16 protein-coding genes are annotated in these 19,071 nt (G+C 62.8%); 3 read left to right on the forward strand and 13 right to left on the reverse strand.

The features are described 5' to 3' along the window. Nucleotides 1-73: 73 nt before the first annotated feature. On the forward strand, nucleotides 74-1,480 hold the full coding sequence (locus tag CKW11_RS10840; RefSeq protein WP_095137513.1) for an adenosylmethionine--8-amino-7-oxononanoate transaminase: 1,407 nt from the start codon (nucleotides 74-76) through the stop codon (nucleotides 1,478-1,480). A gap of 143 nt (nucleotides 1,481-1,623) precedes the next feature. Continuing rightward, entirely contained in the window at nucleotides 1,624-2,343 is a 720-nt protein-coding gene (locus CKW11_RS10845; RefSeq protein WP_095137514.1) for a 16S rRNA (uracil(1498)-N(3))-methyltransferase, read from the forward strand. Nucleotides 2,344-2,474: 131 nt separating this feature from the next. On the opposite strand, the gene CKW11_RS10850 is transcribed toward CKW11_RS10845, so the two are convergent. Next, complete coding sequence (locus CKW11_RS10850; protein WP_095137515.1) at nucleotides 2,475-3,092, reverse strand: hemolysin III family protein; 618 nt, start codon at nucleotides 3,090-3,092, stop codon at nucleotides 2,475-2,477. A 211-nt stretch (nucleotides 3,093-3,303) separates the two neighbouring features. Between CKW11_RS10850 and CKW11_RS10855 the strand changes: the two genes are divergently transcribed. Further along, entirely contained in the window at nucleotides 3,304-4,218 is a 915-nt protein-coding gene (locus CKW11_RS10855; protein WP_095137516.1) for a LysR substrate-binding domain-containing protein, read from the forward strand. A gap of 111 nt (nucleotides 4,219-4,329) precedes the next feature. Here the strand turns inward: CKW11_RS10855 and madM are convergent, their stop codons facing one another. The 12 genes from madM to CKW11_RS10915 all read right to left on the reverse strand — a co-directional run bounded on the left by madM (nucleotide 4,330) and on the right by CKW11_RS10915 (nucleotide 19,071). Further along, nucleotides 4,330-5,094: a malonate transporter subunit MadM gene (gene madM / locus CKW11_RS10860; RefSeq protein ID WP_095137517.1), complete on the reverse strand. Its 765-nt coding sequence runs from the start codon at nucleotides 5,092-5,094 to the stop codon at nucleotides 4,330-4,332. Nucleotide 5,095: 1 nt separating this feature from the next. Continuing rightward, nucleotides 5,096-5,512: a malonate transporter subunit MadL gene (madL, locus tag CKW11_RS10865; RefSeq protein ID WP_095137518.1), complete on the reverse strand. Its 417-nt coding sequence runs from the start codon at nucleotides 5,510-5,512 to the stop codon at nucleotides 5,096-5,098. Between the two features lie 66 nt (nucleotides 5,513-5,578). After that, complete coding sequence (gene mdcH, locus CKW11_RS10870; RefSeq protein WP_095137519.1) at nucleotides 5,579-6,499, reverse strand: malonate decarboxylase subunit epsilon; 921 nt, start codon at nucleotides 6,497-6,499, stop codon at nucleotides 5,579-5,581. Then, nucleotides 6,496-7,116 carry a malonate decarboxylase holo-ACP synthase gene (locus tag CKW11_RS10875; protein ID WP_095137520.1) on the reverse strand — a complete coding sequence of 207 codons (621 nt, stop codon included), beginning with the start codon at nucleotides 7,114-7,116 and terminating at the stop codon, nucleotides 6,496-6,498. Before CKW11_RS10875 ends, mdcH begins: the two co-directional genes overlap by 4 nt. Then, a complete protein-coding gene (gene mdcE, locus CKW11_RS10880) occupies nucleotides 7,110-7,895 on the reverse strand; it encodes a biotin-independent malonate decarboxylase subunit gamma (RefSeq protein ID WP_095137521.1) in 786 nt (261 codons plus the stop codon). Before mdcE ends, CKW11_RS10875 begins: the two co-directional genes overlap by 7 nt. Continuing rightward, nucleotides 7,892-8,743, reverse strand: coding sequence for a biotin-independent malonate decarboxylase subunit beta (locus CKW11_RS10885; RefSeq protein WP_095137522.1), 852 nt, complete (start codon nucleotides 8,741-8,743; stop codon nucleotides 7,892-7,894). Before CKW11_RS10885 ends, mdcE begins: the two co-directional genes overlap by 4 nt. Continuing rightward, nucleotides 8,736-9,035: a malonate decarboxylase subunit delta gene (locus CKW11_RS10890; protein WP_003229075.1), complete on the reverse strand. Its 300-nt coding sequence runs from the start codon at nucleotides 9,033-9,035 to the stop codon at nucleotides 8,736-8,738. The genes CKW11_RS10885 and CKW11_RS10890 overlap by 8 nt, the downstream gene beginning before the upstream one ends. Continuing rightward, nucleotides 9,035-9,907: a triphosphoribosyl-dephospho-CoA synthase gene (locus CKW11_RS10895; RefSeq protein ID WP_095137523.1), complete on the reverse strand. Its 873-nt coding sequence runs from the start codon at nucleotides 9,905-9,907 to the stop codon at nucleotides 9,035-9,037. The genes CKW11_RS10890 and CKW11_RS10895 overlap by 1 nt, the downstream gene beginning before the upstream one ends. Continuing rightward, on the reverse strand, nucleotides 9,907-11,577 hold the full coding sequence (gene mdcA / locus CKW11_RS10900) for a malonate decarboxylase subunit alpha (RefSeq protein ID WP_095137524.1): 1,671 nt from the start codon (nucleotides 11,575-11,577) through the stop codon (nucleotides 9,907-9,909). The genes CKW11_RS10895 and mdcA overlap by 1 nt, the downstream gene beginning before the upstream one ends. Before the next feature lie 229 nt (nucleotides 11,578-11,806). Then, nucleotides 11,807-12,172 (reverse strand): DUF6124 family protein, encoded by a 366-nt coding sequence (locus tag CKW11_RS10905; RefSeq protein ID WP_095137525.1) that lies wholly within the window; start codon nucleotides 12,170-12,172, stop codon nucleotides 11,807-11,809. 535 nt (nucleotides 12,173-12,707) lie between these two features. Next, nucleotides 12,708-13,178 (reverse strand): chemotaxis protein CheW, encoded by a 471-nt coding sequence (locus CKW11_RS10910; RefSeq protein ID WP_095137526.1) that lies wholly within the window; start codon nucleotides 13,176-13,178, stop codon nucleotides 12,708-12,710. Next, nucleotides 13,171-19,071 (reverse strand): Hpt domain-containing protein, encoded by a 5,901-nt coding sequence (locus tag CKW11_RS10915; protein WP_095137527.1) that lies wholly within the window; start codon nucleotides 19,069-19,071, stop codon nucleotides 13,171-13,173. Before CKW11_RS10915 ends, CKW11_RS10910 begins: the two co-directional genes overlap by 8 nt.

The raw sequence follows: 19,071 nt of genomic DNA on the forward strand, positions 1-19,071 counted from the left end.
GACGCGATGCATTGCATAGGCTTGCGCGATTGTTTGCCCGCGCCTGACGCGAGCCGCCTCGAGGAGACTGTAAATGGGCCTGAATAACCAGTGGATGCAACGCGATCTCGCGGTGCTGTGGCATCCCTGCACCCAGATGAAAGACCACGAACAGCTGCCGCTGATCCCGATCAAGCGCGGTGAAGGCGTCTGGCTTGAAGACTTCGAAGGCAAGCGCTACCTCGATGCGGTCAGCTCCTGGTGGGTCAACGTGTTCGGCCACGCCAACCCGCGCATCAACCAGCGCATCAAGGATCAGGTGGATCAACTGGAACACGTGATTCTCGCCGGCTTCAGCCATCAACCGGTGATCGAGTTGTCCGAACGTCTGGTGAAGATGACCCCGGAAGGCCTGAACCGGGTGTTCTACGCCGATAACGGTTCGTCCTGCATCGAAGTCGCGCTGAAAATGAGCTTTCACTACTGGCTCAACCGCGGCCAGGCAAACAAAAAGCGCTTCGTCACCCTGACCAACAGCTACCACGGCGAAACCATGGCAGCGATGGCGGTCGGCGACGTGCCGCTGTTCACCGAGACCTACAAAGCGCTGCTGATGGACACCATCAAGGTGCCCAGCCCGGATTGCTACCTGCGCCCGCAAGGCATGAGTTGGGAAGAACACTCGCGCAACATGTTCGCGGCCATGGAACAGACGTTGGCTGAGCATCATGACAGCGTTGCAGCGGTGATCGTCGAGCCGTTGATTCAGGGCGCCGGCGGCATGCGCATGTATCACCCGGTGTACCTCAAGCTGCTGCGCGAAGCCTGCGACCGCTACGGCGTGCACCTGATCCACGACGAAATCGCCGTCGGTTTCGGCCGCACCGGCACCATGTTTGCCTGTGAGCAGGCCGGCATCCGCCCGGACTTCCTCTGCCTGTCCAAGGCCCTGACCGGCGGCTATCTGCCGCTGGCAGCGTGCCTGACCACCGACGAGGTCTACAGCGCGTTCTACGACGACTATCCAACCCTGCGCGCCTTCCTCCACTCGCACAGCTACACCGGCAACCCGCTGGCCTGTGCGGCCGCGTTGGCGACGCTGGATATCTTCGAGCAGGACAACGTCATCGAGAACAACCAGGCGCTCGCCCAACGCATGGCGTCGGCCACTGCGCATCTGGTCGATCACCCGAATGTCAGCGAAGTGCGCCAGACCGGCATGGTGCTGGCGATCGAAATGGTCAAGGATAAAGCCACCAAAGAGGCCTACCCTTGGCAGGAACGCCGTGGTCTGAAGGTGTTCCAGCATGCGCTGGAGCGTGGCGCGTTACTGCGTCCGCTGGGCAGCGTGGTGTATTTCCTGCCGCCGTACGTGATTACCCCGGAGCAGATCGACTTCCTCGCCGAAGTCGCCAGCGAAGGTATCGACATCGCCACACGGGACAGCGTCAGCGTGGCGGTGCCGAAGGATTTCCACCCGGGGTTCCGTGATCCGGGCTGATTCAAAATTTGTGGCGCCTGAACTGCCGCTTTCGCGAGCAAGCTCGCTCCCACAGGGAAATGCATTCTAAATGTGGGAGCGAGCTTGCTCGCGAATGAAGTCGACACCGATCCAACTGATTCACATCTTTCCAGAGACCCGAAATGAGACTGTCCCGCTTCTTTATCGACGCCCCCCTGAGCACCGGCGAACACGAACTGCCGGAAGCCCAGGCGCATTACATCAGCCGCGTGCTGCGCATGGCCGAGGGCGATGCGGTGCAGTTGTTCGACGGCTCCGGCCATGAGTTTCGCGGCTCGCTGGTGGAAGTCGGCAAGAAACGCGTCGTCGTGCAGATCGACGAACAGTTAGCCGGGCAGATCGAATCGCCGCTGCGCATCCACCTCGGACAGGGCCTGTCCCGGGGCGAGCGCATGGACTGGGCGATCCAGAAAGCCACCGAGCTGGGCGTGAGCGAAATCACCCCGATCTTCAGCGACCGCTGCGAAGTGCGCCTGAAGGACGAACGCGCCGACAAACGCCTGCTGCACTGGCGTCAGGTGGCGATCAGCGCCTGCGAGCAGTGCGGGCGCTCGCGGGTGCCGGTGATTCATCCGCCGGTGTTGTTGGCCGACTGGCTGAAGCAAACCCAGGCTGAGTTGAAACTGGTACTGCACCCGGTGGCCGAGCCGCTGGTGAGCCATGCCAAACCGGCGACCCTGGCGTTCCTGATCGGGCCGGAGGGCGGTTTGTCGGATGCCGAGGTTGAGCAGGCCAAGGGCAACGGCTTCCATGCTGCACGGCTTGGGCCACGGGTGTTGCGCACTGAAACTGCGCCGGTGGTTGCACTGGCGGTGGCTCAGCAGCTTTGGGGCGACTTCTAAATCCACAATTGGAATACGTTCCCCTGTAGGAGTGAGCCTGCTCGCGATAGCGGTCTATCAGTCAAAAACACTGTTGACTGACCGGACGCCATCGCGAGCAGGCTCACTCCTACAGGGGGATGGTGGTGTCTCTAGAGGACGTAAAACAGAATCGCCACAAAGTGCAGCAGACTCCCGGCGATCACGAACAGATGCCAGATCCCGTGCGCATGGCGCAACCGGTGATCAAGGGCAAAAAAGATGATCCCCACGGTGTACAAAACCCCGCCCGTGGCCAGCCAGGCGAAACCGGTGGTGCCCAGCGCCGCAATCAACGGTTTGACCGCCACCAGCACGATCCAGCCCATCACCGCATAGATCACGATTGACAGGATCCGCGCCTCCGAGCGTGGCTTGATCTCCTGCAAAATGCCGATCAACGCCAGCCCCCAGACAATCCCGAACAGCGTCCAGCCCCAAGGCCCGCGTAACGTCACCAGGCAGAACGGCGTGTAGCTGCCAGCGATCAGCAGGTAGATCGAAAAGTGATCGACCTTCTTCATGATCGCTTTCTTGCGCCCGCGCACGCTGTGGTACACGGTCGAGGCGCTGTAGAGCACCAGCAAGGTAAAGGCGTAGATCGCCACGCTGACAATCTTCCACGGACTGCCGTCGAGGCTGGCAATCACCAGCATCCACACGCCACCGATAAACGCTGCCACTGCCCCGACCAGATGCGTCCAGGCGTTGAGTTTTTCCCCGTGATACATGTGTCGCTCACCTCGTTATTCGTTACCGCAGCGCGCAAGGCTCGGGCCTTGAGCGTAAAAGCGCAATGTTTCTGTTCAAAGCCAGGATCAAAAGATCGCAGCCTTCGGCAGCTCCTACAGGAAGATCGCATTCCACAGGTAGGAGCTGCCGAAGGCTGCGATCTTTTGATCTTCAAGGCACAATCGACGCATTCTAAAAAGAGTCCGCGCCATGCTGATCGACGAAGAATTGACCCTGAAAAAACTCGAGGTGTTCCTCGCCTTCATGCGCACCGGCAACCTCGCCCGCGCCGCCGCCGAATTGCAGACCAGCAACGTCAGCGTGCACCGGGCGATCCATTCGCTGGAAAGCGCCCTGCGCTGCCCGCTGTTCAAGCACGAAGGACGCAACCTGACGCCCCTGGAAAGCGCCTACGTGCTCGAAGAACGCGCACAGAAGTTGATCAACGACGTAGTCGAAAGCGTGCGCCTGACTCGCGAAGCCGCCGGGTTCTCCGCTGAACGCTTCAAGCTCGGCTCGCTGTATTCGCTGACGGTGAAAACCGTACCGCAGCTGATCATGGGCCTGAAGATCCGCCGCAGCGAACTCAACATCGACCTAATCCTCGGCTCGAACATCGACCTGCTCTACAAGCTGAAGAACATGGAAGTCGACGCGATTCTGGTGTCGCTGGACGACACGGTCAGCGACCCGGACTGCGAGCAGATCCCGCTGTTTTCCGACGACATTTTCCTCGCCACGCCGGCAGATTCAAGATTCGCCCAGCGTCAGGAAGTCGATCTGGCTGAAGTGCGCGATGAAACCTTCATCACCCTGACCCAGGGCTTCGCCACCCATCAGGACGGCATTCGGGTGTTCAAACAGGCGGGGTTCGAGCCGAAGGTGGCGATGCAGGTCAACGACATCTTCACCCTGCTGAGCATGGTCAGCTCGGGGGTGGGTTATGCGTTGCTGCCGGGGCGGATTGCGGCGGTATACGAGAACCGGGTGAAGCTGATTCCATTGCAGGAGAAGTACCGCTTGCAGCAGCACATTGGCGTGGTGTTCCTGAAGGCCAAGGAACGTGATCCGAATCTGCTGGCGTTGCTGGCGGAGTGTCGGATGTATGCCAATCGCCAGGCTTGAAACCGTGCCGCCGCAATCGCGAGCAGGCTCACTCCTACAGGGGAACGCATTCCAATGTAGGAGTGAGCCTGCTCGCGATGACGTCAGCACGGGCAACGCAGAACCCGAGAATCAGCCAACAATCCCGCGAACAATGAAGAACAACAGCGAAGGCCCGAGCAAACAGCCAAGCCCGGTGTGAAACGTCGCCGTCAACGCCCCATAAGGCACCAACCGCCGATCCGTCGCCGCCAGCCCCGCCGTCACCCCACTCACCGTCCCGGCCAGACCACCAAACACCATCGCCGAACGCGGGTTATCCAGGCCCATCCAGCGCGCCGCGACCGGCGTGCCGACCATTACCAGAATCGCCTTGATCAATCCTGTGGCAATCGACAGCGCCATCACATCCGAAGTCGCGCCAATCGCTGCACCGGTCACTGGGCCGACGATGTAGGTCACCGCACCCGCTCCGATGGTGGTCATGCTCACCGCATCGCGATACCCGAAGGCCCAGGCCATGCACGCGCCAACAATGAACGGCAGGATGGTTCCGAGCAGCAGCGCAATCACACCAATCATCCCGGCCTTCTTCGCCTCGGTCGCCTGCACTTCGAACGCGGTGGCGACGATCGCAAAATCACGCAGCATCGCCCCGCCCATCAGGCCGATGCCGGAGAACAGCGTCAGATCCGCCAGGCCTTTCTGGCCGCCCGTCATGGTGCCGCCGACCCAGGCCAGCACCAGACCGATGACGATGGCAATCGCCGAGCCGTGAATGCGCCCGAACGTCAAGCGCTTGGAGAGCACCACCGACACCCACATGATCACACCGACGAAAGCGAACGCGGTGATCAGGCCGTTGTGTTCCAGACCTTTTTCAATGAGATCCCACATATCAGCGACCTCCTACCGGGGTGCCGACCGGGGAGATTTCCGCCGGCTCATCGGGCAAGGGCTCGCCCTTGTGGGTACGGCTGATCAAGGCAATCGTGCAGCCACAAATCACCACCGAACCAATGGCCGCGAGTACCGCCACCGGGCCGCCGTGCAGGGCGGTGACGACGTTCTGTTGCGCGGCCATCGCCACCACCACCGGAATGTACATCGCGCCCCAGAAGCCGACGCCCATTTCGCAATCCTTGGTCATGCCGCCGCGTTTCTGCATCCACAACCGCGCGCAGATCAACAGGATCATGGCGATGCCGACCCCGCCGACGTTGGACTTGACGCCCAGCAACACGCCGAGCATGTCACCCATGATCACCCCTGCCAGCGTACAGATCGCCAACAGCGCCACACCGTAAATAATCATTGTTGTAGTCCTCAAAGTGCATCGTCGAATGTTGTTTTTGTTGTTCGAAGCCTGAGTCGCGGCGGTTTATGGTCGGCGGCCACCCTCCTCTCGCAACAGCGCCTGCAAGGTGTCCAGACGCGCACTGTCGAAGGCAGTGACCGTGCCCGATTCGAACACCCGGCGCGCCAGCCCGGTCAGCACCGCACCGGGCGGCAGTTCGATTTGTAAACGTACGCCGCGCTCGTAAGCGCTTTGCACGGTGCCGCGCCAGTCCACCACGCGACACATGTTGAAAGCGAGGTCGTCACGCAGGGCTTCAGGCTTGTTCAGTGGACGCGCGCGACTGCCGCTCAGGTAGGCGATTTTCGGGGTCTTCAGTGCAACCTTGGCAAAGGCTTCGGCGAGGGTTTGCGCCGATGCCTCCAGCAGCGGACAGTGCGACGGCACGCTCACCGCCAGGCGTTTCGCCAGACCGGCGCCACGACTGCGCGCCAGTTCCGCCACCGCTTGCATCGCCTTGTCGCTGCCGGCAATCACCACCTGGTTATCGGCATTGATGTTGGCCAGATACACCGGCGACTGCGCGCTGTGCACCTGCGCCAGCAGCGTTTCGACGGTGGATAATTGCAGACCGATGATCGCGGTCATGCCATAGCCCTGTGGATAAGCCTGCTGCATCAACTCGCCACGCAGGCTGACCAGATGCAGCGCATCGCTGAAGCTCAAAGCCCCGGCGACCACCGCTGCCGGGTACGCACCGATGGACAGACCGGCGACGTAATCCGCTTCCAATTCGTCCTGCAGCAACTGCCGCGAAGCAGCGACCCCGGCGATCAACAGGCACAGCTGAACCGCCCGGGTGCTGCGCAACGCGTCGGCAGAATCGAGCCGCGCGACATCTTCACCGAGCACCTCGCTGGCCTCGGTCAAGGTCGCCCGAGGCAAACGCTGGAGCATGCCCGGTTGCTGCGCGCCCTGGCCGGGGAACACCAACAGGCTGCTCACGCTGCCTGCTCCTGCGGGTTCCACGGGTCAGCGACCAGACAGGCTTGATGGGCGTTTTTCAGCAGCACCCGTGCAGACCCGCTGGCCCATTCGCGCAAAGCCACTGCACCGAACGGGGTCTGCAACTGCATGTCGACCCGGCACACAGCTTGATCAAAGAGTTCGACCAGTTTGCGTGCCTGATTACGGGTGATCAGTTGCGGGGTACGCAGAATCAGATCGAGATCGCTGGCCGCGTGCATCGCTCTAAAACCACTGGCCAATTCAAACCCGACACTGCCGCTGACACCCCAGACCCAACCGCAATCATCGAGCATCGGCCGCAGTTGTTTGAGTGCCTGCATCACCGGTAAATCGCGCTCGCAATCGACATGACAAAGCGCTTCCGGACTGACCCGACGCACTATCGCATCAAGGCTCATGAACACCGCCAGCCGCTGCTCACGCAACACACCGCGAATACCCACCGCGACCCAACCTTCTGCACTCACCGCCCGCCGCACCACCACCGGTTGCCCGGCAGCCAGCGACTCGTTCGCCCACTGCGGCGCATCCGCCGGCAGCTGCGCCGAGGTCATGCCCCACAGCAGGTCGTGGGCCAGTGGCAGGTTCACCATTGCGCCCTCAACAGTTCGCGCACACGACTGGATGCCTCACGATTTTTCGCGCCGAGACGCTTGCTCAAGTCAGTGCTGGAGATATCGTCGATGGCCTGTTTCAGGCACTCGGTCACCCGCGCCAGATCTTCAGCCGTCGGCTGCTCGATCTGTTGCACCGACAGGGTTTCCCAGAGCAATCCGAGGCTGGCATAGCTGTCGATGTCGTAGGCCATCGGCGGCACGCTGGCAGCCAGTGCTTCCAGTTCCTCGATACTGCGCAGGGTCACCCGCGCCGCCGAGGCCTTGCCCATCGCATGCACCATCACCCCGGGATCGCGCAGGGCAATCAAGCGGTTGGCCTGATAACCGTGAGCGAGAAACGCACCGGACATGGCCTTGCCCACCAGCAGCGCAATCACCGGATGCCCGGCCAGACGGGCGCGGGCATAACTGTCCGCCGCACCGGCCAGGGCCTGATGAATGCCGAGGGCTTCTTCGCGACGACCGTAAGCCTGGCTCGGGACGTCGACGATGGCGATGATCGGGCGCTTCTGCGCTATATCGCGATCAGCCGTGATCACGTCATCCACAGCCTTGGCCAGCCCCCAGCCTTCGAGCAATCCGACTTCGCCGTTGCGAGCGCGTGGGAAACGGTTGTCCGGGTCAGCGACCACAGCGATAAACCTTCCGAGTTCGCCATCGGCCACTTGCAACGACGGCGGTAAACCTTCTACGGCTTTCGCGCCAGCGCTCAGGGCATTGAACCAGTTCAAACCGCGCACGGAATAATCACTCATGAGCGCTCTCCTTGATACAGATCGCGAACCACCGACGGCTCGATTTGCTTATCGGTGTCCAGGCTGGCCAGACGTTGCAGGAACCACTCGGCACGCTGACTGCGCGGTTGCGGCGGCAATCCTTGCTGCAGTAATTCGCCGACCTGCTTACGAATCTGCGCCACATCATCGGCGACATAACGATCCACCAGACCACTGGCGAAACGCTGCTCGCCACCGGTCAGGCTCCAGATGAAGGGCCGGTCGCGGGAGTCGTATTCCTCGATCCCGGCTTCCTGCTCGATCACTTGCGGGCCGTTGAGGCCGAGGCGCGCTTCCTGGGTCACCAGCAAATAGCTGCACAACGCAGCGGCAATCGACATACCACCGAAGCAACCGACGCTGCCCGCGACCACACCGACCACCGGTTGGTACTGCTGCAAGTCGACAATCGCTGCATGAATATCGGCAATCGCCGCCAGCCCGAGGTTGGCTTCCTGCAAACGCACGCCGCCGGTTTCCAGCAGCAACACGGCGCGGGTCGGGATGCCTTTGCGGTTGTCTTCGGCGGCCAGTTCCAGCGCGCCGGCAATCTTCGCCCCGCCGACTTCGCCGAGGCTGCCGCCCTGAAACGCGCCTTCGATGGCGGCAATGACCACCGGCAAACCGTCGAGGCTGCCCTTGGCGATCACCACGCCGTCATCGGCTTGCGGCACCACGCCCTGACGCTCCAGCCATGGCGACATCACCCGTTGAAACGGGTCGAGCAATTCGCGGAAGGTCCCGGCGTCGAGCAAGGCTTTCGCCCGTTGCCGCGCCCCGAGTTCGACGAAGCTGTGCTTGTGCAACAGCGCTGCGCTGTCAGTCATGGCCGATCTCCTCGAAACCTTGTTCCAGACGCAAACGCACCACACCCGGCGTAGCGCCGAAATCGTGGATATCGATGGCCATCGCCGGTGGCGTGGTGCCGTCGAACATCCGCGCAAACAGATGCTGCCAGCGCTGTTGCGCGCCGTTGACCGAGGTCTGCACATTAATCGTCAGCTTGCCGGCCAGCCCCGGTTCGATCAGCACTTCCAGATCGCCCGAGCCGACACAACCGACCAGCGCCCTTCCGCGTGGCGGCTGCCCGGCGGGGAATTCAAAGGATAAGGTTTCCATCAAAACGCTCCCTGAAGGATGCCGTCGCGCTCGATTCGATCAAGCAGCAGCGTGGCGGCGAGCAAGTCGGCGGCGCCACCGGGCGAGGCATTCAATGCGATGAGTTGTTGATCCAGCTCGTGCAGGCGCCGACGCCCGCTGAGGCTGGCGCTGCCGCCGGCGTCGAGCACCGCTTGCGCGCCTTGTTGCATGGCCTGCAGACCTTGTTCACCGGCGCGGTAGAGCACGCAGGTGTCGGCCAGATCGGTCATGATCGCCAGCAGCGCATCGAGCCGGGCGTTCTGTTCGCCGTGGCCGCTGGCGCGGCTGCGTTTGAGTTGCGGCAGGCCGCGTTGCAGCACGGACGGAAAGCCGAGTTGCGCTTCCTCACGGGCACCGCGTGCGCCGTAACGCAGGGCGACTTGCGCGCCGTGGCTCAGCGGTTTTGGTGCGTAGCGGTCATCCAGCAAGGCCAGACGTGCGGCGCGCAGGGTGACGGCGTTGGCACTTGAGGATTTCGGTTCCAGCGCAGCGGCGGTCACCAGTAATCCCAATGCCCAAATTGCCCCGCGATGGGTATTCACCCCGTTGGTGGTCGCGAGCATCGCTTGCTCGCCTTCGCGACCGATGCGGCCAATCGCTTCGCGCAACGTTGAATCGACTGCGCCGATTTCAGCTGCGGCTTCAGCCATTTCCTTGAACGCCGGCCACAACGACAACGCCGAGGCGTGCATCAGGCCCAGGTGCAGATCGGTGTGCGCGCCATTGCCACGTCGGTCGACCAGCGCCGGTTTCGGCGACAGATCGGCTTCGTCGATCAGCGCATCCACCGCCAGATCGGCCAGGTGTTCGCTGAGGCTCAGGGGTTTCGCTTGCAGGTTGAGTGCGTGCATTACCAGCTCCTGAACTTGGCGGGCGGGTTGTACAGGCCGCCGGACCACTCGACCAGATCAGCCACGCTTTTCGCCGCCAGCAGTTCGCGGGTGGCGTCGGTGCGGCGGATGCCGAGGTCTTCGGGCAAGGCGATCAGGCCTTCGCGGCGCATGCGTTCGGTGTCTTTCGGGTTGTGACGCAGACCGATGGCGGTGACGCCCGCAACCGCTGCGATCATCGCCTGACGCTCTTCCAGCGAGCGCGCCTTGTACAGGTAGGCGATGCCTTCTTCGGTGAGCAGGTGGGTGACGTCGTCGCCGTAGATCATGATCGGCGCCAGCGGCATGCCGCTTTTCTTCGCCACTTCGACCGCGTCGAGGGTTTCGACGAAGGTCGGTTTGCCGCCCTCCTGGAAGGTCTCGACCATTTGCACCACGAGTTTCTTGCCGCGTTCGAGCATCGGTTGCTGCGAATCGTCATGGCGCATGTCGAGCCAGGCCGGGGTGCCGTGACGCCGACCGCGCGGGTCGTGGCCCATGTTCGGTGCACCGCCGAAACCGGCGAGGCGGCCACGGGTCACGGTCGAGGAATGGCCGTCGCCATCGACCTGCAACGTCGCGCCGATAAACAGATCCACCGCGTACTGCCCCGCCAGTTGGCAGAACATCCGGTTGGAACGCAGCGAGCCGTCGCGGCCGGTGAAGAACACGTCCGGGCGCGCGGCGATGTAGTTTTCCATGCCCAGTTCGGTGCCGAAGCAGTGCACGCTTTCTACCCAGCCGCTTTCGATCGCCGGGATCAGCGTCGGGTGCGGGTTGAGCGTCCAGTTGCGGCAGATTTTGCCTTTGAGGCCGAGGGATTCGCCGTAGGTCGGCAGGATCAGCTCGATGGCGGCGGTGTTGAAACCGATGCCGTGGTTGAGCGACTGCACGTTGTGTTTTTCGTAGATCCCGCGAATCGCCATCATCGCCATCAACACGTGGACCGGTTTGATGTGCCGTGGGTCGCGGGTGAACAGCGGTTCGATGTAGAACGGCTTGTCCGCCACCACCACGAAATCGACCCATGAGGCGGGGATATCCACGCGAGGCAGTTCGCTGACATCGTCGACCAATTGGTTGACCTGGACGATGACGATGCCATCGCTGAACGCCGCCGGCTCAATGAGTGCCGGGGTGTCTTCGGTGCTCGGGCCGGTGTAGATGTTGCCGGCGCGGTCAGCCATGAACCCGGCCGAAAGCACGACGTTGGGGATCAGGTCCACCACCAGCCGCGCGTAGAGTTCGATGTAGGTGTGGATCGCGCCGATTTCCAGCAGGCCGTCTTCGAGCAACTGGCTGATGCGCAGGCTCTGGGTGCCGGCGAAGGAGAAATCGAGCTTGCGGGCGATGCCGCGTTCGAACAGATCGAGGTGCTCGGAGCGACCGACGCTCGGCATGATCATGTGCAGATCATGCAGCTTGGCCGGGTCAGCCTTGGCCAGCGAACGGGAAAGGAAATCCGCCTGCTTCTGGTTGTTGCCCTCCAGCACCACACGGTCGCCGGGATGGATCAACGCTTCGAGCGCGGCGACGATCTTGTCGCTGGGCAACACCACACCGTCGGCCAGCCCGCGCACCTTGTCGAGACGCCGCTGCTTCTCGTCACGCCGCCGCGTCCAGCGCGAGTCGGGGGAAATTGTTGTTGTCATGCTCACTCCACGGGTTCGCTGTCGTGGAGCTACGTTAGGCGTGTGGATTGGGGGCATCAATCAAGCGCGGTGGTGAATCATTACGCTGAGCGTAACGTTCACTGACACCTTCGCGAGCAAGCCCACTCCCACAGGGGATTTTGTGTCATACACAAAATATGCATCCACTGGAGATCCCCCTGTGGGAGCGGGCTTGCTCGCGAAGGGGCCAGAGCATTCAGCGCATGACTCAGCCAGTCGGCACCAACTTATCCAACACCCGATTGACCGCCATCTCCGCCACCATCACCACTTGAGCGATGCCTTGCAGGGTCTTGCGGTGCGTGCCTTGCACCAGCGCCGCATGGTTGTTGAGCATGACCGTGGCCGAGCCGAGGGATTCGGAGGCGTCGGCCAGCAGGGATTCGCTGTCGGCGTCGGGGTTGGCCATGTACAGCGTGTTGGGGGTGTAGGGCGTGGCCATGAGGTCGGGTTTTGGCGGACCGAGGTAATGGTCGAGGGCGAGTTCGGCGGCTTCGTGAAATTTCTTCGATTCGGGGGCTTCGTAAGGGGATGCCGTGTCGGTGACCGGCGGGTTTGGCGTTACTTTGAACATGGGGATAAATCTCTATTAGGCCGCACCATCCCGCTGCTAAACGATAGGGTGGCGGCTATGCGCAAGTTAGCAGACCGGTCAATCCCCAACCCGGCGCACCCGAAGGTGCCATGCGCACAGCCACCATCAAGCGCAGGCGAATGCCTGACTGGATGAATCTCGTGCACCGGGGAAAGGACAAAGCCGGGCTGCTAAACCCGATCACTGGGAATCAGTGACGCAATCAAGTTACGCAGCCTGCCGAGGGCGCACAAGCCGGCGGATTCTGGTGCATGCGTAGGCAGCGGCGCAAGGATTTGTAGGCTGGTGAGGCGTAACACTGGGTGTCTTTAAACAACGAGGCTGAACGGTGTTTATTGCGCTGTAAAAATTGAGGGTTTGTCTGTCGGACTTGGGTGAAGCGAGTGGCGCCTTCGCGAGCAAGCTCGCTCCCACAGGAGATCTTGAGAGAACGCAAATTTTGTGCACGGCATAAGCCCAATGTGGGAGCGAGCTTGCTCGCGAAGAGGCCAGCTAGATCACCACAAACTCTGGATCAGTGAGCCAGCCCAGCCTCTACCAACAACTGCTCCAACCCCAACAAATCCGGCACCTTGGCCACCTGCTCCCCGACCTGCACCGCCGCCTGCTCCAGCGCACACAACGGCACATCGACATAACTCAACTGGCTGTCGAGCTTGTACGACCGCGGAATCCCCTGCACCAGCAGCGCAATGAACTTCAACGCCGGCAACCCGCCCAGCGCATTCAAAATCACGATCCGCGCGCGTTCGCCGATGACGACTTTCTGTCCGCAGGCCGACTCGAAACTCAGCAGCGGAATCTGCCGTTCACGCCAGCTCACCCGCCCCAGGTACCACGGCGGGGTGTCCAGATCGAAGGCGCTGGCCTGGTAGTCAATCAGCTCGGCCACAGCGACGTTGGGCAGGATCAGGTTGCGGTCGGCCAACGGCAGCAGCAGGCCGGTGAGTTGGCTGGTGCGCGCGTTGTGGCGGCGCTCATGCATGTTTCTTGCTCCAGTGGGCAATGCTTTCGAGCAGCACCGATTCCTGATACGGCTTGCCGAGGTAGTCGTTGACGCCGATGGCCATCGCGCGGTCGCGGTGCTTCTGCCCGGTGCGCGAGGTGATCATGATGATCGGCAGGTGTTGCAGGCGCTCGTCATTGCGTACCTGGGTGGCGACTTCGAAGCCGTCCATGCGCGGCATTTCGATGTCGAGCAGCATCAGGTCAGGCATGTGTTCTTCGAGCAGCAGCATGGCATCGACACCGTCCTTGGCGGTCAGCACGTTCATGCCATGGCGTTCGAGCAAACGGCTGGTGACCTTGCGCACGGTCACCGAGTCGTCGACCACCAGCACCAGCAACGGTTTCTGCGGTTCGCTGTCGATTTCCGCCTGCGCCGGACGCTGCGCAACCCGCGCCTGCATCGCGCGGATCGGTGCGAGCAAATCAAGAATCAGCACCACCCGGCCATCGCCAAGAATCGTCGCCCCGGACACGCCCTGCACCGCCGCAAACTGCGGGCCGAGGCTCTTGACCACGATCTCGCGAGTGCCGGCCATCGCATCGACCTGCACCGCGATGTGCCGGTCATTGCACTGCACCAGAAGCACCGGCAACGGCAGGCTCTGGCCGAGCAGTTTCGGCCGCGGCGCGGTTTTCAGCAGCTCGCCCAGATAGCACAGTTCGTAGCGCTGACCGGCGTAGTGGTAGCTCGGCGGATCGTTGCGGTAGTGCGCTTCCAGATCATTCGGCAACACGCGCACGATGCCTTCGATGGTGTTCAGCGGAATCGCGTATTGATCCTCGCCACACTGCACCATCAGCGCGCGGTTGACCGACACGGTGAACGGCAGACGAATACGGAAATGCACGCCCTGCCCCGGCACCGAGTCGATGCTCATGGTGCCGCCGAGCTGACGGACTTCTTCGTGAACCACGTCCATGCCGACGCCGCGCCCGGAAATCTGGGTGATCTTTTCCGCCGTGGAGAACCCCGGCTGCAGGATGAACTGCAGCACGTCGCGGTCGCTGATTTCGGCGTCCGGTGCGAGCAGGCCGCGCTTGATCGCTTTGCGCCGCACCGCTTCCAGCGGCACCCCGGCGCCGTCGTCGCGAATATCGAAAACGATGTCGCCACCCTCGCGGGTCAGGTCCAGGGTGATCGTGCCTTGCGCCGGTTTGCCCGCCGCCAGCCGCACTTCGGCCGACTCCAACCCGTGGTCGACGGCGTTGCGCAGCATGTGCTCCAGCGGCGCGGCCATGCGCTCCAGCACATTGCGATCCATCTCGCCTTCGGCGTTGCCGATGATGAACGCGACGTCCTTGTTCAGCTCTTCGGCGACCTGCCGCACGATGCGTTTCAGGCGTGGCAGCATCCGTTCGAACGGCACCATGCGCGTGCGCATCAGGCCTTCCTGCAATTCGGTATTGATCCGCCCCTGCTGCTGCAACAGGTTCTCGGCGTCGTGGTTGCGGCGCTCGAGGGTTTCCTTGAGATCGAGCAAGTCGGAGGCGGACTCGAACAGTGCCCGCGACAATTGCTGCAACTGCGAATGGCGGTCCATTTCCAGCGGGTCGAACTCTTCGTAACCGAGGCGTTCGGCATCGACTTGCTGACGGCTGAGGATCCGCCCCTGGGTTTCGGTGTCGAGCCGGCGCAACTGATCGCGCATGCGCTCGATGGTGGTTTCCATCTCGTTCAGCGCGGTTTGTGCATCGCTGACTTGCTGTTCGATACGCCCACGGAAAATCGAGGTTTCCCCGGCCAGATTGACCAAGTCATCGAGCAGTTCGGCGGAGACCTTGACCATGTCCGCGCCGGCATCGGCGGCGGGTACCGCAGGCTCGGTCTTGGCCGGAAGCGGCAACGGCGGCGATGTATCAGGAGTCGCCGGGTGGCTGAAATTCTGGATCGCATTGATCAGCCGATCCGCCGGCGGGCATGGCTGCCCGGCGCGCACCCCGTCGAGCATCTGCGCCAGCCGGTCATGCCCGCGCTGCACCAGCGCGAACAGTTCGGCGGACGGTTGCAGCACGCCGGTGGCGAGACTTTCGTAAAGGTATTCCAACTCATGGGCGAGGTCGCCGATCGGGCCGATCTCGACCATCCGCGCACCGCCCTTGAGGGTGTGCAGATCGCGCAGCAGGGTTTCCACTTCCTGGCGATTGCCCGGCTCCGCCTGCCAGCGCAGCAGCGCCGCGCCGGAGCTTTCGATGATGTCGAAACCTTCTTCGAGGAAGATTTCCAGCAGCTCGGGATCATGCGCTGCGCTGTCGGGTACAGCCGTCGGCTGCACCGTTTCGGCACTGCCGGACTGGCCCTGACGGAATTGGCGGATCGCTTCGATCAGGTCTTGCGCCGGGGTCAGTGGCTGATGGTTGTGCAACTGTTCAAGCAACTGAGCCAAGCGGTCGTGGCTCTTGTGCAGCAAGCGTCCGAGCAGCTCGCTGTAACTGTGGCGACGATCCACCAGACCTTCGTAAAGACTTTCCAGCTCATGGGCCAGATCGCCGATGGCATCGACCTCGGCCATCCGCGCGCCACCCTTGAGGGTGTGCAAATCGCGTTGCAACGACGACAGCGGCGCAGCGTTGTCCGGGTCGCTCAACCAGCGCTGCAGGGCTTGCCCGGCACTGTCGAGAATATCCACCGCTTCTTCGAGGAAGATCTCGACGATCTCGTCGTCCGGTGCGGTCTCGGCATTGGCGTGGGCGAGTTCGGCGGTCGCGGCGCCCAGTTCGCTGATGCTCAAGGTGCGGCTGCCGTCGCTGCGAATCAGCCCCATCGCTGCCGGGTCGAGGCTTTCATCGAGCAGTTCGTGCAGGGCGCGAATGCGCTGCGGCTGTGGGGTGATTTCCTGGCCGGCGGCCAGTTCGTCGAGCATGTTGATCAGCGCTTCGTGAGCGTTCTGCGCTTCGTGGAAGAACCTGTCGCTGACCGCCAGGCTGCTTTCTTCGACGGCGCCATAGAGGTCGAGCAATGCTTCGCAGAGCACGTCCACCGGCAGCAGATCGGCGAGGTGTGCGCCTTCGCCAAGGGTGGTCAGTTCGTCCAGCAGCGCGCTGAGTTCCTGGCGCTCGCCGGGGTGTTGCTGCCAGCGTTGCAACAGGCTTTCGGCGTCGAGCAGGATGTCCATGCCTTGAGCGAGGAAGTTGTTGATCAGTTGCGGATCACGCTTGATCCGCAGGCCAGTGTTCGGCGCGTTGAGGATCGCCTCCAGGCGTTCGGCCAGCAGCGTTTCGGTGCGTTTGATCAGCGACTGCGCACCGACAATCGGTGCCAGCGGATCGTGCTTGAGCTGGCGCAGACCGACGCGGAACAGGCCTTCGGCTTCAAGGAGCAATTCCACTTCATCCAGATCCAGCGGCAACTGATGCGCCTTGAACTCGCGCGCCAGTTTATCCAGCGGCGCGGCCAGTTCGGCAATCGGCAACACGCCGGCCATCGACGCACTGCCCTTGAGCGTGTGCAAGGCGCGCTGCAATTCGTCGCTGGCCGGCAGCGGCACATGCTCGGCAGCCTGATCGAGGAAGCGGTTGAGGCTGGCGAGGTGGGTTTCGGCCTCGTTGCGGAAGATCTCCAGCAACAACGGGTCGAGGGCCGCCACGTCGGCGACGTCTTCGGCCGCCAGCGGCTCGACGCCTTTGGCCAGCGCATGCGCGCGGGCCGCCAGTTGATCGACATCGCTGCGCTGACGCTGTCGCTGCGTGGCGAATTCGCTGATGAGTTCCGGCAGCAGCAACACCGTGTCGGTGAGCAACTGCTGCACCTGCGTACCAGGTTCGACGCTGTGTTCCAGCACGCGGTTGAGCAGGTTTTCCACCGCCCAGGCCAGCTCGCCAAGGATCAGCGCACGAACCATGCGCCCGCTGCCCTTCAAGGTGTGGAAGGCCCGACGCAGCTCGGTCAGGGCGGCGCGGTCATGGGTGTCCGCCGTCCAGCGCGGCAGGTATTCGTGCAGGACTTCGAGGACTTCGTCGGTCTCTTCGAGGAACACTTCGCGCAGTTCGTCGTCCACCGGTTCTTCATCGGCCGGTGGTGGCATCAGGCTGCCGGGCGTGATCAAGGCCGGCGGGTTGACCGCCGACACCGGGCTGGCCAGCACGTCGGCCAGCGACTGCACAGTCTCGGGGTCATCCAGCGCTTGCAGGTCCTGCATCACCAGCGCTTCGCTGGGGCTGAGCACATCGTCGAGCAGCGGTACGTGCGGTTCATGTGGAAAGAAACCGAGGCTGGCGAGGCTCTTTTGTGCGACATCCAGCAGTTGCTCATTCGGCGCTTGCGGGTCGTCGCTCAGGCGCTCGAGGTAATACTCGAGGCTGGTGATGACGTCGGCCAGATTATCCAGTTGCTGCCAGCCCGGCTGGTGCGGATCGAGCAGCAGGTGTTCGCGGATGAAGCTGTTACAGGCCTCGACCAGACTCGCCGCCCGGCTCAGCGGAATCATCGCCAGCGCGCCGCGCACTTGGGTAAGCAGTTCCGGCAGCGGCTGCAGTTGCTGGCGATCCCAGTCGGCGTCGATGTAATCGACGATCATGTCCTTGGCCTGTTGCAGGCAGATGCGTGCTTCCTTGATCACGATCTGGTGGATCTGCGTCAGGTCGGTGGTCGGCAGGCGCGCGTCTTCGGGGCTTTCCGGCTCGACGGTGCCGACCATTCCGGCGAGGTTGGCTTCGACGTAGAGCAGCGCACCGGCAACGTCCATCAGGGTCGCGTCATTCGGTTCGCGCTGGCCCTGGGCGAGGCTGAGCACCACCGCCAGTTGATCGATGATGACTTTGCGCGGCTGGCCGAAACCGAGCACCGCGAGGGTGTCGGCGATCTGCCGCAACGGCGCCAGCAGGCTCTCCAGATCAGCGGTGTGCTGACGGTCGCTACGCACGAACAGGTCGAGGCGTTCCTTGACCCGCACCAACTCTTCGCATAGCGCCGCCAGCACCGAGCGCATCGCATCGCGGTCGGGACCGGCCAGGCGCGCGCGTTCTTCGTCGACCATCGCGCTGTCGGGCAACGCGTCGTCCAGGGAGTAGCGATCTTTCATGGTCAGCATCTGCCCGGTGGGATGTTCGGCTTTGGCAATATAGAACAGCAGGCTTTTCAGCAGCTCCGGCGGGGGCGGCTGATTGAGGCCGCGCGGGCCTTGTTCGAGCAGGCGCTTGAGTTCCTTGTCGGCGTCCTTGAACAGGCTGCGCAACGCCGGGCTGTTGGCGATGGCGCCTTCGCGCATGCCTTCGACCAGCGCGGAAGCGACCTGCCACAGCAGGCTCAGGGGCGCATCGGCGCTGAGCGCTTCGAGGCGCTGGAAAACTTTCGCCAGATATTCGAGGTGGGTCTGGTCATCCTGCTCGCGCAGCAACCCGACCAGCGCCATCTGCAGCATCTGGCGCAACTTGCGCAGTACGTTGGGCCAGTCGGCCGGCTCCAGCGCGGCCAAGGCGTCTGCGCTCAACGGCGACACGTCCGGCAAGGGCGGGCTGAACAGGCTGGTTTCCGAGAGCAGGCTGTCGCCGCGCGCACTGCGCAGGTCGTTGATCAGCGGCAGCACCACCAGCGGCAAGTCGCGGCGGGCACTCTGCACCCGATCGAGATAGATCGGCAATTGCCCGAAGGCTTGCAGCAGCAAGTGCAGGGCTTCGTCGCGATAAGCGACGCGCCCCTGCTGCAAGGCTTCGACCAGATGCTCCATCTCTTCGGCGAGCAACGCGGCGCCGTAGAACTCGACCATCTGCAAACTGCCGTGCACCTGATGGATATACGCCAGACACTCATCCAGCCCCGGCGTGGCCTGCGGGTCATCGAGCACGGTTTCAATCGCCTGATGCGCCTGTTTCAGCGTTTCGGCAATTTCACCCTTGACCCATTCGAGGGCCACGTAGTCGTGCCGGTCACCCAT

This window comes from Pseudomonas sp. Irchel s3a10 (assembly GCF_900187525.1).
Lineage (GTDB): Bacteria > Pseudomonadota > Gammaproteobacteria > Pseudomonadales > Pseudomonadaceae > Aquipseudomonas > Aquipseudomonas koreensis_G.